Annotated in this window: 12 protein-coding genes; 6 read left to right on the top strand and 6 right to left on the bottom strand. The window is 70.7% G+C overall.

All coding sequences use genetic code 11. From position 1 onward, the window contains the following. Positions 1 to 12: 12 nt before the first annotated feature. The 4 genes from hflX to IPI43_19005 are packed head-to-tail and all read left to right on the top strand — an operon-like array spanning position 13 to position 3,747. A complete protein-coding gene (gene hflX / locus IPI43_19020; protein ID MBK7776194.1) occupies positions 13 to 1,692 on the top strand; it encodes a GTPase HflX in 1,680 nt (559 codons plus the stop codon). 37 nt (positions 1,693 to 1,729) lie between these two features. After that, entirely contained in the window at positions 1,730 to 2,410 is a 681-nt protein-coding gene (locus IPI43_19015) for a hypothetical protein (GenBank protein ID MBK7776193.1), read from the top strand. Positions 2,411 to 2,426: 16 nt separating this feature from the next. Further along, complete coding sequence (locus IPI43_19010; GenBank protein ID MBK7776192.1) at positions 2,427 to 3,293, top strand: hypothetical protein; 867 nt, start codon at positions 2,427 to 2,429, stop codon at positions 3,291 to 3,293. 10 nt (positions 3,294 to 3,303) lie between these two features. Beyond that, positions 3,304 to 3,747 (top strand): hypothetical protein, encoded by a 444-nt coding sequence (locus IPI43_19005; GenBank protein MBK7776191.1) that lies wholly within the window; start codon positions 3,304 to 3,306, stop codon positions 3,745 to 3,747. Positions 3,748 to 3,785: 38 nt separating this feature from the next. Here IPI43_19005 and IPI43_19000 read toward each other — a convergent pair whose 3' ends face one another. Together IPI43_19000 and IPI43_18995 are read right to left on the bottom strand one after the other, a co-directional pair. Further along, complete coding sequence (locus IPI43_19000; protein MBK7776190.1) at positions 3,786 to 4,688, bottom strand: HEAT repeat domain-containing protein; 903 nt, start codon at positions 4,686 to 4,688, stop codon at positions 3,786 to 3,788. 111 nt (positions 4,689 to 4,799) lie between these two features. Further along, a complete protein-coding gene (locus IPI43_18995) occupies positions 4,800 to 5,951 on the bottom strand; it encodes a hypothetical protein (GenBank protein MBK7776189.1) in 1,152 nt (383 codons plus the stop codon). 105 nt (positions 5,952 to 6,056) lie between these two features. Between IPI43_18995 and IPI43_18990 the strand changes: the two genes are divergently transcribed. Further along, positions 6,057 to 7,268 (top strand): CoA transferase, encoded by a 1,212-nt coding sequence (locus IPI43_18990; GenBank protein MBK7776188.1) that lies wholly within the window; start codon positions 6,057 to 6,059, stop codon positions 7,266 to 7,268. On the opposite strand, the gene IPI43_18985 is transcribed toward IPI43_18990, so the two are convergent. Beyond that, the gene (locus IPI43_18985; GenBank protein ID MBK7776187.1) at positions 7,181 to 9,088 is read right to left on the bottom strand and encodes a serine/threonine protein kinase; all 1,908 of its coding nucleotides are present in this window, start codon (positions 9,086 to 9,088) and stop codon (positions 7,181 to 7,183) included. The genes IPI43_18990 and IPI43_18985 overlap by 88 nt on opposite strands. A gap of 102 nt (positions 9,089 to 9,190) precedes the next feature. On the opposite strand from IPI43_18985, the gene IPI43_18980 reads away from it, so the two are divergent. Then, positions 9,191 to 9,556, top strand: coding sequence for a PilZ domain-containing protein (locus tag IPI43_18980; GenBank protein ID MBK7776186.1), 366 nt, complete (start codon positions 9,191 to 9,193; stop codon positions 9,554 to 9,556). A 14-nt stretch (positions 9,557 to 9,570) separates the two neighbouring features. Here the strand turns inward: IPI43_18980 and hisD are convergent, their stop codons facing one another. The 3 genes from hisD to IPI43_18965 all read right to left on the bottom strand — a co-directional run bounded on the left by hisD (position 9,571) and on the right by IPI43_18965 (position 13,616). Continuing rightward, positions 9,571 to 10,842 carry a histidinol dehydrogenase gene (gene hisD / locus IPI43_18975; GenBank protein ID MBK7776185.1) on the bottom strand — a complete coding sequence of 424 codons (1,272 nt, stop codon included), beginning with the start codon at positions 10,840 to 10,842 and terminating at the stop codon, positions 9,571 to 9,573. 51 nt (positions 10,843 to 10,893) lie between these two features. Then, a complete protein-coding gene (locus IPI43_18970) occupies positions 10,894 to 12,381 on the bottom strand; it encodes a cysteine--tRNA ligase (GenBank protein ID MBK7776184.1) in 1,488 nt (495 codons plus the stop codon). Between the two features lie 359 nt (positions 12,382 to 12,740). After that, entirely contained in the window at positions 12,741 to 13,616 is an 876-nt protein-coding gene (locus IPI43_18965) for a hypothetical protein (protein MBK7776183.1), read from the bottom strand. Positions 13,617 to 13,787: the final 171 nt, after the last annotated feature.

Genomic DNA, 13,787 nt, shown 5'->3' with positions numbered 1-13,787 from the left:
GTCGGACCACGCATGGAAATCTACGGCAACACCTCGGGCCTCGCGCCCTCCGAGACCAAGGCCCTCGAGCGCATCTACCAGCGCCGCCTGCCCTTCGACAAGCTCACCACCACCGAGCTCACGCGCGACCTGGTGTCCATCAGCCACGCGACCGGCCGGCAGGTGGGCGTGCTGGCCGATCGCGCCGGCGCCATCCACCACGTGATCATCGGCGACGCGAGCCGGCTCATGCTGCCGGACGTGGGGCGTCTGCGCGCGGGCAGCGGGCGCCTTCGTGGCCTGCGCCTGATCCACACGCACCTCTACGACGAGCCGCTCACGCGCGACGACCTGGTGGACCTCACGCGCCTGCGCCTGGACATGGTGGCGGCCATCTGCCTCGCGCCAGGCGAGGAGCGCGCTCTGTCGGTCTACTACGGGCACAACATCCCGGTGGCCGAGGGCAGCTCGGACGCGCCGTTCCGCACCTTCGGGCCCATCCCCTACGCCAAGCTGGACGCCAACCCGGCAGACATCGTGCCGGCGCTCGAGGCAGAGTTCGCGCGCTCCACCAAGGCCCGCAAGGTCACCGGCAAGGACGGCCGCGCCATTCTCATGCACGTGTGCGAGAAGAAGCACGCGCGCCAGGCCGAAGACTCTCTGCGCGAGTTGCAAGAGCTGGCCCGCACCGCGGGCGTGGAGGTGGCCGACAGCATCACGCAGGTGCGCGAGCGCATCGACCCGAAGTTCGTGATGGGCCGCGGCAAGCTGGACGACGTGGTCATCCGCGCCATGCAGCTGGACGCCGAGGTGCTCATCTTCGATCGCGAGCTGGGGCCCGCGCAGGCGGCTGCCATCGCGGACCACACGGACCTCAAGGTGCTGGACCGCACGCAGCTCATCCTGGACATCTTCGCCCAACGCGCGGAGAGCAATGACGGCAAGCTGCAGGTGGAGCTGGCGCAGATGAAGTACCTGCTGCCGCGCCTCGGCCAGAAGGACGACTCGCTCTCGCGCCTCACGGGTGGCATCGGCGGGCGCGGGCCAGGCGAGACCAAGATCGAGGTGGGCAAGCGGCGCGCGCGCGACCGCATCGACCGGCTCAACCGTGAGCTCAAGCAGCTGTCCAAGCAGCGCAAGCAGCGGCGCCACAAGCGCAACCAGAGCGGCGTCGCGGTGGTGGCCGTGGTGGGCTACACCAACGCCGGCAAGAGCACGCTGCTCAACACGCTGACCGGCAGCAACGTCATCGCCGAGGACAAGCTGTTCGCCACGCTGGACACGCGCGCGCGCCGCATGCGCCTCCCCTCGGGGCGCGAGCTGGTGCTGACCGACACGGTGGGCTTCATCCGCGACCTCCCCAAAGATCTCTTCGCCGCCTTCAAGGCCACGTTCGAAGAGGCGCAGGACGCGGACCTACTGCTGCACGTGGTGGACGCGAGCGACCCGGGCTGGGACGAGCACGTGGCCACCACGGAGGACCTGCTCAACCGCCTGGAGCTCGAGCGGGTGCCGCGGGTGATGGTGTTCAACAAGGCGGACCGCCTGGACCCGGGTGTGGTCGCCCACATCGCGGAGGTGCGCGGCGCCACGTACTGCACCGCCACGGACACCGCCGGCGTGCAGCCGCTGATCGAGCGTCTCGAGCGCGAGCTGGCCTTGTTGGAGGAGCGCCGCACGGGCGTCACCAGCGACTCGTCGGACGACAGCTGAGCTGGCCCTCCGGGCGATTCCGGGGCAGCCTTCGGCCGTGAAACGCTTCCTCTCCCGTCGCGCCGCCTCCTGTCCCCTGGCTGCTCTCCAGCTGCTGCTCGCGCCGGCGTGCCTGTGCGTCCTGGCGCTCTCGCCCGGCCTGGGATGCACGCCCCAGGGCGACACGGGCATCGGTCCCGAGGGCTACTCCGACGACTTCGACCGCGCGCAGCTGGGGCCCGACTGGAACGTGACGGGCGGCCCCTGGCGCCTCGTCGACGGCGCCGTGCGCATCCGCGAGGCGCGCAACCACCCGCTCTGGCTGCGCCGCACCCTGCCGCGGGACGTGCGGGTGGAGTTCGACGCCAGCACCGACACGCACGACATCAAGGTGGAGATCTTTGGCGACGGCGTGTCCCACGCGCTGAGTGAGTCCTACACGGCCACCAGCTACGTGGTGATCTTCGGCGGCTGGGGCAACCAGCACAACGTGCTCGCCCGCATGGACGAACACGCGGAAGACCGCGTGGTGGGGGCGCCGCTGCGCGTCCAGCCCAACCGCCGCTACCACTTCGTGATCGAGCGGCGCGGGTCGCTGATCAGCGTGGACGTGGATGGTCAGCGCCTGATGGAGCTGGACGACCCGGAGCCGCTCGCCGGTCGTGGCCACGACCACTTTGGGTTCAACAATTGGTCCGCCGACGTGACTTTCGACAATTTGCGCATCCAGCCGCTATGATGCGGCCACGTTCACCATGGAAGCTGCCGAGTTCGACGCGACGCTCAAGGATCTCGAGACGCGTCTCGACCGCCTGAAGGCCCTCTACGAGATGTACTTTCAGGGCATCGAGCGCCTCGAGCCCGCGGTCCCGCGCAAGCAGGTGGACCGTATGTTCGAGCTGCTGCGCCGCGACCAACCGCGCTCCACGCACCTTCGCTTCCGGTATCAGTCGCTGGTCCAGCGCTACACCACGCTCCACACGTACTGGCGGCGCGTCACGCGGCAGATCGAGGAGGGCACCTACAAGCGCGACCTCCAGAAGCTGAAGCGCAAAGACGCCGTGAAGGAAGGGCGCGCCAAGCGCCGCGACGAGCGCGAAGCCGAGAAGGGCGTGTACGAACTGGACGTGGACGTGGACCTGGACACCGAAGACCTGAGCAGCCTGCTGGACGATCCGGAGCTGGACGCGGCCATCGCGGGGCTCACGCGCAGCCCGAACCCAAGCCCCGCTGCGGCGCCCGCCCCGACGCCCAAGGTGGCCACGTTCGGCAAGCCCACAGAGCGACGTCGGCGCACGGGCGACGAGCCCACCGGAACGCACACCAGCGCGGCGGCCCCGGCTCCCCTCGAGCGGCCGGCACCCGCTCCAGCGCCGGCACCTGCGCCATCCCGGCCCGAGAGCCCGGGGCCCGACGAGACGCGCATGAAGCGCATCTACGACGACTACGTGGCCGCACGCCGCTCCAACAACGAGCGCGTGGACAACGTGAAATACGAGACCCTCCAGCGGAGCATCGAGGACATGATCCCCAAGCTCAAAGAGAAGCACCAAGGGAAGGCCATCGACTTCGAGGTGGTCGTGCGGGACGGAAGAGTAGGCTTGAAGCCGGTGACCAAGTAAGGTTCGCGCCGTGTACGCTCGCCAAGCCGAAGACGCTCGCCTGGTCCACCCGTGGATCGATGTCACCCACGCGCCGGTATACGTCATGCGCTTTCCGGCTGGCGCGTCCGACCAGGAGCTGGCGTCCCTGTGCGAGACACGCGAGCGCTGGGCGCAGCACGCTCAGCACCCGTGCGCGTGGGTGGCGGACATGAGCCTGGTGCGCTCCATGCCGCCAACGCAGCGCAAGCTCTTCGCCGACCACCTCAAGCGCTTCGAGTTCCACGACATCACGTACAACCGGGGTTCGGCCATCGTGGTCACCAACGCCATGATCAAGGGGCTGCTCACCGCGGTGTTCTGGCTGGCGCCACCCAAGTTCCCGAACCAGGCCTTCGACGACTTCGACAAGGGCATGGCCTGGGCCAAGTCCCAGCTGCAGAAGAGCGGCGTCCAGCGGCTGCCGACTGAGTAGGCCGCGCTGCGGACTCGGCCGACGTCCACCCGGGAAGGTCAGCGCCGGCTGGCCCGGTCGAGCGCCGCACGTGCGGTGGTGAGGGCCGACCGCACGGCCGCGTTGAGCGCGGCGTTCGTCATGCGAGCGTCCTGGTCACGCCCTTGCCCCGCCGGCTCGGCCGCCGTCGCGGAGCCCGTCAGCATGCCGAGCACGTTGCGCGATGCCTCCTCGTAGAGGGTGAGGTTCACGCCACAGCGCATGCGCACTTGGCCGTTCTGCTCGGTGCGCTGCACGGTGCTCAAGACCGCGTCGATGCGAAAGCGCGGGAGCCGACGGCGGGCGATCTCTTGGGTGGCGTCCTGCCCAATCTCGCTGCTGCTGGCAAAAGGCGCGACGCCCTCCACCGTGGCCAGCCCCGTCAGCACCGCCGAGCGGAGCGGCGCAACCAGGCGTGGCCCTGGGACGGTGGAGGCGTTGCTGACCTCACCCACGGCGACCACGTGGCGGACCGTGCGCCAGTTGATGGCGGGCGCTGGCACTGCCCCCGGGGTGCTGACGCCCGCGGGGGCCGCGCCTGGGCCGGCAGGCGTGTCTATCTCGGCGATGGCCGCCTCCGCCTGACGTCGGACCGACGCCGCCTCGTCGCGTGACGCACGCCGCAGCGCCGGGATGGCCCGCCGGTCGCGCAGCTTGCCCAGCGACAGGGCCGCCGCGGCGCGCACCGCCGGGTTGCTGTCGGAGGCGAGCGCACGCTCGAGCGGGGCACGGCTGCGGGCGTCCGCCAGGCGACCGAGCGCCAGCGCGGCTTGAGTGCGGTTACGGAAGTCCGTGGACGTCACGAGCTGCTGCTCGAGGTACTCACGCGACGAGACGCGCGCACCGGCTGCGCCGACGAGGACGAGCAGCGCCAAGCAGAGCGCGACGAGGAAGGGCAGCGTTCGGGGGGAGAGACGGCGCATCAGCTGGCTCGGACGGCGTGCTCGGAGGGGGGATTCAGCGCGCCGTGACTGGTCGGGCACTATATCAACTTTCACCGATGTTGGCGTCGGCGAACCGGCCAAACAGCAGCATCAGGGGTCCGTGCAGCCGTCCTCGTCGTCGTCGCGACCTTCTTCCGCCGTCTCGTTGGGGCATTGGTCGTCGACGTCGGGGATCAGGTCGTTGTCGTTGTCCGGGTCCATGCAGCCGTCGTCGTCCTCGAACCCGTCGAAGTCCTCGGGCAGCAAGGGGCACTCATCGGCGCTGTCCGGGACGCTGTCGAGGTCCTGGTCCTGGTGCTGGGGCGCATACTGCAAGCCGAGGATGGCCCGCACCGAGGGGGCGCCGAGCGCGCGATGCGGGAAGGCCACCCCGCCCACCATGCTGAGGTGGAACGAGCCGAGCCGAAAGCGCAGGCCGAGGTCCACCTCGGTGGGGGTGTTGTAGCGACCGGTGAAGCCGCTGGACCCACGGAACTCCAGCAGGGCCACGAGGTCTGGGTAGAACGGGAGCGGCATGGCGATGCCGAGCCCCCAGAGCAGCTCGGACCCGTGCTCGCGCCCCGCAATGGACACGCGCTCGGGACGGATGCGCGCCCCGACACTGGCGCCGATGCCCAGGTTCAGGATGTGGAAGTCCGCGATCGCGATGATGTCGATCTCGGGTAGGTCGCTGCCGTGGAAGCCCACCCCTTGCGCCGTGGGCAGCGTGACGGTGAGCATGCCCGCCAGCCCGGGCCCATCCGAGCGCGTGGCCGTGCCCTCGGCGGCATCGCCGAGCAGGCGCACCCGTCCGCTGAGCCGCACATCACCGAGCGCGGCGCCATCGAGGCTCTCGCCCCCGTCAGCCAGCGCCGCGGGCGCGCCCGTCTGGTAGGGCGTGAAGGGCACCTCGGCGGTGATGGCGAAGCGGCCCCCGAGGCCCAGCTGGAACAGCGCGTCCATGGAGAGGCGATGGCGCACCACCACCTGCTGCGTGGTGAAGGCGGGGTTCACGCGCAGCAGCCCGAACGTGTAGTGCGTGAAGAGGCCCACGTTCCAGCGCAGGTGCCCAGGCGTGGCCGTGCCCTGCACCGAGAGGAACCCGCGGGCGTCGTGGGCGGGGCGGTAGTCGTCCACCTGGAGGTCGCGCTGCGCCCGCACCGGGAGCGCCCCTAGCGCCAGCCAAGAGCAGAGCGCGAGCAGCCCCGCGCGCGCGAGCCGAGGGCAGCAGTGGAGCAGCGAAGGAGGCGACGCGTCTTGCACGCGCGCACTCTACCAGCGGCCCTGCGCGCCCGCACCCACAGTCGCAGGGCCGAGCCCGGGTCGCAGCAGCTTGTTCCGAGGCGAGCGCGTGATGCACAGTGCCGCATGCCGAACCCCCACCCCCTCGCAGGCGCGCTCGACGACGTGCGGGTCCTCGACCTCACGCAGAACCTCCCGGGCCCCTACGCCACCGTGCTGCTGGCCGCGCTGGGAGCGACGGTCATCAAGGTGGAGCCGCCAGGCGGCGAGACGGCGCGCGGGGTGCCATCGCTCTTCGAGTTGGTGAACCGCGGCAAGCAGAGCGTGGTGCTGGACCTCAAGACGGAGCGAGGCCGCGAGGCCCTGCTCGCGCTGGCGGCCGAGTGTGACGTTCTGGTGGAGGGCTTCCGTCCAGGGGTGCTCGAGAGCCTGGGCATCGCGCCCGCCGTGCTGCATGCGCGCAACCCACGCCTGGTGATCTGCCGCATCAGCGGCTTCGGCCAGACCGGTCCGTACGCCGAGCACCCGGCGCATGACCTGAACCTGCAGGCGCTGACGGGGGTCTGTCACCTGTCGCGCGACCGCGAGGGGCACCCGCTGGGCTCGGCGCTGCCCATCGCGGATCTGTCGGCGGGCGGAACGGCGGCGACCACCATCCTCGCGGCGCTCCGAAAGCGGGAGCGCACGGGCAGCGGCATGGTGCTGGACGTGGCGCTGAGCGACACGGTGCAGTCCTGGGCGCACATCTGGGATCAGGGCCTCACGCCACCCACGCCCAGCGCGGATCGAGCGGTGACGCGGGCCATGACCCGGCTGGGTGAGCCGTACCGGGCACGGGGTATCGGCCACGCCATCGATCGCGCGGCGGCCTCGCTGCGACGCAGCGCCCCCGTGCAGACGCTCGAGCGCCTCAAGCTGCACTCGCTGCCGCACTACGGCACCTACCGCACGCGCGACGGGCGCTGGCTGGCGGTGGGCATCGTGGACGAAGGCAAGTTCTGGCGCGCGCTGTGCGAAGCGCTCGAGCTGCCGCGCCTGGGCAAGCTACCCGTCGCCGCGCGTGTGCTGCTGGGGAACGTGGTGCGCCGCCAGCTCGCGGGCGCGTTCGAGCGCCGCACGCTCGAAGACTGGATGAGCCGCCTGCCGCGCCACGAGGTGCCCGTGACGCCCGTGCTGGACGTGAACCAGGCCGCCCGCGATCCCCACCTGCTCACGCGGCTGGGGCCCGGCATGAACGCGCCCGTGGTGCCCTACTCGCTGGCAGGCGCGCTGGGACCCGCGCCCAAGCTCGACGAGTACGACTCGAGGTTGGTGAGCTTCCCGCTGCCGAGGGCATAGAACGCGAGCCCGCCGCCCGCGAGCAGCGCGAGCGAGGCCGCCAGCACGAGCACGCCTGCCGCGGCGCGGGGCGGCCGTAGGCGGAACGCGTCCACGCCCGCGAAGAGCCCGCGGAGACCGAGGCCCACGGCCAGCAGCGCCACCGCCCCCACGCCAATGAGGCCCATGAGCACGTGGTTGTCACGGATGCCCGGCAGGTTGGGCATGACGTGACGCAGCCCCAACACCAGCGCGGCGAGGGTGACGCCCAAGCCACCGAGCCCTACCACGCCGAGCGTATGGCCAGGGCTGCCGCGCGTGCGCATGAGCACGCCCACCGCGGTGGCGCCGAGTGTGATGACCACAGCCAGGACCACGAAGCCGAGCGCGGCGCCGACCGCGGGAAAGGCGGCCGGCAGGGCTGGGAGCGCGAACAGCACCACACTCGCTGCGGCCAGCAACAGCCAGAGGCCCGCACCCAGCAGGACCCCCACGCTGGGCACCTCCGGCAGGCGGCCCGCGCGGCCCGGGCGCACGGCTTCGCGCTGGGGCAAGCCGGCCGGCTTGGCTCGCGAGCCCGTGGTCGTGGCGGGGCTCCCGGCGTACGACCGGCGGCCTTGGTGAGTGGGCAGGTCGCGTGGATCGATGTCGAGCGGGATGCTGGCGCGGGGGCTCGGGTCTTCGGCTGGCGTCGAGGTCCGGCCTCCCGGTGGCGCCCCGACGACCGACGTGCGCCCCGCCGCCACCTTGGCCACCGCGCTGGCGATGCTGGCAGGGGTATCGAGCGCGCCCAGGTCGCCGAAGTCGAGGCGCAGCTCGTCGGGCACCTGGAACGCGCCGTACTCGCTGAGGTCGGGTGCCGTGGGCTCCATCTGGTTGTTGGGCGCAGGGCGATCCGTGCGCCTACCCCCCACCGCTTTTGGCGGGCGGGAGCTCAACGTGCCGGGCACGCTGAGGACCCCGCTGAGTCTCGAAGACACACGTTGCAGGGCGCGCGCGAGCACTGTGCCGTCCTGTGGCCGGCGGTCGGGCCGGCGGTTCAGGCAGCCCATCACCAGGTCGCGCAGCGCACGCGGCAAGTCAGGCACGTAGTCGTCGATGGGAGGCGGGTCGTCGCGGCAGATCTGCACGAAGAGATCCGCCACGGAGGCCGCGTCGAAGGGGCGCCGCCCCGCCAGGCACTCGTAGAGGATGACGCCCACGGCCCACACGTCCGTGCGCTGGTCCACCTCGGCCGGCGTGCGAATCTGCTCGGGCGACATGTACGTGGGGCTGCCCACGATCAGGCGGCCATCGGCCTCCGAGCTGACGGCGCCGGACTTGGTCACCTTGGAGATGCCGAAGTCGAGGATCTTCGGGATCAGCACGTCGTTGACGGCAGACAGGTAGATGTTCTCGGGCTTGAGGTCGCGGTGCACCAGCCCCTTCACGTGCGCGGCGCCCAAGGCCTCGGCCACGGGGACCATCACCGCGAGGGTCACGTCCACCGGCAGCGCCCCACCCGCGCGATCGAGATAGGACGCGAGGTCCTCGCCCTCCAGCAGCTCCTGCACGATGAAGGGGAAGCCCCCCTCGTCCTCGTCGATGTCGATGATCTCGACGACGTGCGCGTGCCGCACGAAGTGAGCGAGCTGCGCCTCACGCAGGAAGCGGGCTCGGACGTTCTCGCTGCGTGCCAGGCTGGGCAGCAGGATCTTGATGGCCACCTCGCGCCCCACCAGCGTGTTGGTCGCGCGATAGACCTCGCCCATGCCACCCACGGCAATGCGCGAGTCGAGCTGGTATTTCCCGCGTATGCGCTCTCCGCTGCGATCCGGCGGAGGCGGTTTCGGCGCTAGCATCGCGGCGAGTATCCGATAATTCGGCACCGCGGTGGGAAGACTTTGGTGACCCGCATGACAGTCGAGTCACGCCGGGCCTGGGCTTGAGATAAGCTCGCGCCCGTGACCGCCAAGCTGCATGCACGTGACAAGGCCCGCGCCGAGGTGGCGCTTCGTGTGGCGTTCCAGTCCCGCGACGGGCTCGAGCACATGGGGACCACCCGTGACCTGAGCGTGCGTGGGGCGTTCATCGAGACGCCGCAGCCACCGCTCGAAGGCGCGACCGTGGCCCTGCGCATCGAGGCCCCGACATCCTGGGACCCCATCGTCATCGCTTGCGTGGTGCAGTGGAGCTCGGCGCGCCCCGGCTTCGACGCGGACGGCACCAAGATCCCGCCCGGCTTCGGTGTGCGCTTCGCGAGCCTGTCGAACGAGCACACGGGCGCGATCCGCGCGTTGCTCGCCGCCAGCGGCTTCGACGAGCGCTGACGCTTCCGGCAGGCTCAGCGAGCGCGGCGGATGGACACGGCGCGGGCGTGCGCCTCGAGCCCCTCGAGCCTGGCCAAGCCCTCGAGCAGCGGCGCCTGACGCGTGATGGCCTCGTGGCTGTAGCGGATGACCGACGTGCGCACGATGAAGTCGTAGACACCGAGCGGGCTCGCGAAGCGCGCCGAGCCGCCCGTGGGCAGCACGTGGCTGGGCCCCGCGGCGTAGTCTCCCGCAGCCTCCGGCGTGTGATACCCGAGGAAGGCCGCGCCGACCGCGCCGATGCCCGCGAGGGCGGCGTCCGGGTCTGCCACGGACAAGTTCAAGTGCTCGGGGGCCAGCTCGTCCGCCACGCGCACGGCCTCGGCCAGGGTGGGCACCACGAAACAGTGACCGTTGCGACGCACCGACGCCTCGGCGATTTCCCGGCGCGGGAGCTCCGCCACCTGGCGCGCCACGGCAGCCGACACGGCATCGGCCTGCTTGCGGGAGAGCGTGACCAGCAGAGCGTAGGCGTCCTCGTCGTGCTCGGCTTGCGAGAGCAGGTCGGCGGCCACCACCTCGGGGTCGGCGGCGTCATCGGCCACCACCAGGATCTCACTGGGGCCTGCGATGCTGTCGATGTCGACCAGCCCGAACACCAGGCGCTTGGCGCACGCGACGAAGATGTTGCCGGGGCCCACGATCTTCTCGACGCGCCGCACGCTCTCGGTGCCGTAGGCCACCGCGCCGATGGCCTGCGCGCCGCCCGCGTCGATGACCTCGGTGACACCGGCGATCTCGGCGGCGGCCAGGATCTCGGGGGTGGGCCGCGGGGTGACCAGCACGATGCGCTGCACGCCCGCGACCGCGGCCGGCACGGCGGTCATCAGCACGGTGGACGGGTAGCGCGCCTTGCCGCCCGGCGCATAGACCGCTGCGGAGCGGACGGGACGCACGCGCATGCCCAGCTGCACGCCGTCTTCTTCATAGGCGAAGCCCGGGTCGCGCTGGTGCTCGTGATAGCGGCGGATGCGGTCGGCCGCCTCTTGCAGCAGCGCGCGCACCTCGGCTGGCGCCTGCGCGGCCCCCTCACGGTAGGCCTGCTCGCTGAGCACGATGCTCTCTTGAGTGCGGCCCTCGAACTCGTGGGTCAGCGCCCGGATGGCGGCGTCACCCTCGCCCTGCACGCGCTTCAAGATGGCGCGCACCGCAGGCTCCACGCGCTCGAGGTCGGCATCACCCCGCCGCGACAGAGACGCGAGGGTCGCCTCGTAGCCGGCCTGACCGTGCTCGTGGATGTGCAGCATGGGGTCGGTTTAGTCCTCCGCGTCCCGGCGTCAAGCCTGTTGCGGGCCCGCTCAGCTGATCTGCCAGGTGGTCCCGGTGGGGCTGTCCAACAGCTCCACCCCGCGCTCGGCCAGCTCCACGCGCACGCGGTCGGCCGCCTCGAAGTCCTTGGCGGCGCGCGCGTTCGTGCGGTCCACGATGCGCTGCTCCACCCATGCGCCGCTCACCCCGCGCGCCTCGGCGCGGCGATCACGGATGCGCATCAGCACCTCGCGGGCGTCCTGAAAGCCGAGGCCCAGCGACTGCTCGAGGGCGCCAAAGGCGTTCGCCGCGGCGTCCACCACCGCCTGCTGGGCGTTGCCCTTCTTGCGCATGGCGGCGTCGCACAGCTCGTTGACGGAGGCCAAGAGGTCGGAGAGGGCGGCCAGCGCCACCGGCATGTTCAGGTCGTCGTCGAGCGCCCGGTCGAGCGCGGCCGGGAAGTTCGCGATGGCGTCCGGCACCCAGCCGTCGGGCACGATGCGCGCAGCCGGCAGCTCGCGCAGGCGCAGCATGGTCTTGTAGAGGTACTCGAGGCGCTTCTCGGCTTCCTCGAGCCCCGGGAAGCGCGCCTTTCCGTCCACCTCTTCGAACTCGAAGCCCAGCGGCGCGCGGTAGTGCACGCCCATGGTGAAGAGGCGCACGGCCTCGGGCTCGATGTGGCGGAAGAGCTCACGGGCCGTGAAGAAGTTGCCCAGGCTCTTGCCCATCTTCTCTTTGTTCACCTCCACGAAGCCGTTGTGCATCCAGCAGCGCGAGAACGGCTTGCAGGTGGCGGCCTCGCTCTGCGCGAGCTCGTTCTCGTGGTGCGGGAACACCAAGTCGAGCCCACCGCCGTGGAGGTCCAGCGTCTCGCCCAGGTGCTCCATGCTCATGGCCGAGCACTCGATGTGCCAGCCGGGGCGGCCCCAGCCGAAGGGGCTGTCCCAGCCCACCTCGCTCTGCGCTGCGGACTTCCACAGCGCGAAGTCCGCCGGGTGCCGCTTGCGCGCCGTCTGGTCCGCATCGAGGCGTCCGCTGGCGCCGGCCTCGTGGGCCTCGAGGTTGCGGTGGCTGAGCTTGCCGTAGCCCTCGAACGACTCGACCGCGAAGTAGACGTCGCCGTCCACGGCGTAGGCGTTCCCCGAGTCGATCAGGCGCTGCACCAGCGCGATGATCTGCGGCAAGTGCTCGCTGACCTTGGGCTCGATGTTGGGGGCCACGTTGCCGAGCCGCGCCATGTCCTCGCGGTAGGCCTCCGTGAAGCGCGCCGCGAGCTCGTCCGGGCGCTCGCCACGCTCGGCCGCGCGGTTGATGATCTTGTCGTCGATGTCGGTGACGTTGCGCGCGTAGGTCACGCGCATGCCCGACGCGCGCAGGTGCCGCACCAGCACGTCGTACACGATGTAGCAGCGGGCGTGCCCGAGGTGGGCATAGTCGTACACCGTGGGACCGCACACGTAGACCCGGGCGTGCCGCGGATCAGCCGGGATGAACGGGGCCTTGGTACCAGTGAGCGTATCGTAGAGCTGGAGCGACATGGGCTGGCGAGTCTGCCGCATCCCACGCGGGGGGGCCACCTCCTGGATCCACCTGTGGGTCTAGGTCTGCAGGCGTGATCGATCGGAGGGCGAGGGGCATCCTGGTCTGCGGGATCGCTCGCGCTGGCGCTCGCTCTGGTACCCCCCTGGAAACGGCACTTCGTTTGTTTCCCGGGGCCCCCCAAGTCCCGCTGCCCAGGACGCCCCTCGCCCTCCACGGTGGCGCCTCGGCGGTGGTTCCGGGCGGGTGGTGTCTGGAGGTTTGAGCGCGTGACGGGGGCGCGCCTGGCTCCGACCGTGCGCGGGTTGGCGCGCGTTGGCCCGACTCACAGAGCGCGTGTGGTGGCTCGCCGGATGGCTCAGAAGGCGGTTGGTGCCCCGGGGAGCGGGGCGGGACGGTGAGCGCGGTGCCAATGAAGCACCCATCCGGCGAAGCCCAGCAGCACGACGGTCCAGGTCGCTGCGGACAGACGCGACCAGAGGTCTTTGGCGAAGAACCACTGCATCAACCCGTGGACGGTGGACATCACGACGACGAATGCCACGGCGGCTCTCACCCAGCCGTTTGCGCCTCCGCTTCGGTAGAGACCACCGCCGATGATGGTCGCGACGAGCGCAGGCGCGAGGAGCAGGCGGAGGAGGAAGACCATGTAGACAGCAGCGGGGAAAAACTCGTCTGGCCTACGCGTAGGAAAGGACCGAGCCCAATGCAGAGCCGCGTCCAGGTGAGACAAGCCCGTCAACACGACCGAGCACGCCCCGACTCCGAGGAAGAGTTCAATGAGCAACGCGAGGCGCTCGTCGAGGCCGCCGTCTGGGGCGGTATCGAACAACCGGCGCCAAGCCCGCAGCCGGAGCATCAGCGTGAGCGCGAGGAGGATCGGGGGTAGGTCGCCCACATGGAGCGGCATGTCGGTAGACAGGTGGCCGTGGATCAGAGCGATCGTGGCGTACGGGACGCTGTAGACGGTGGCGAACCGGACCAAGCCGTAGAGGTGGCGGGCGCGGCGCTGCAGCTGCGTTGCCAAGTAGAGGCAGAACAGCGGAAAGAACGGGCCGGGTCCCACTAGGAGTGGCCACGAATAGGCCCGGATCGTGACGACGCCCAGCGAGAAGTAGACCGCGAGGAGCAGAAGGCCCAGCTGCAGGAGCGCGAGCTCGGCCACGTCCCAAGCCGAACGGCTGGGTGGGGGCCAGGCCGCGGCTTCATGGGTCGCCGAACTCTCCTCGGTCATCACGTTCCCAGATAGCATGCACGCGAAGCGCAGTGCCAAATCCAGCGGGGTACCAGAGGGAGCGCCTGCGCGACCGATCCCGCAGACCAGGATGCCCCTCGCCCTCCGATCGATCACAGCCCCCTTCGAACCGACCCCAACCACCAGAGCGCGCTGGTTCAGCGCCCACCC

The organism is Sandaracinaceae bacterium (genome assembly GCA_016706685.1).
Taxonomy (GTDB): domain Bacteria; phylum Myxococcota_A; class Polyangia; order Polyangiales; family Houyiibacteriaceae; genus JADJJE01.
The sequence above is the reverse complement of the archived record's forward strand: the minus strand, read 5'-3'. Positions and strand labels throughout refer to the sequence as shown.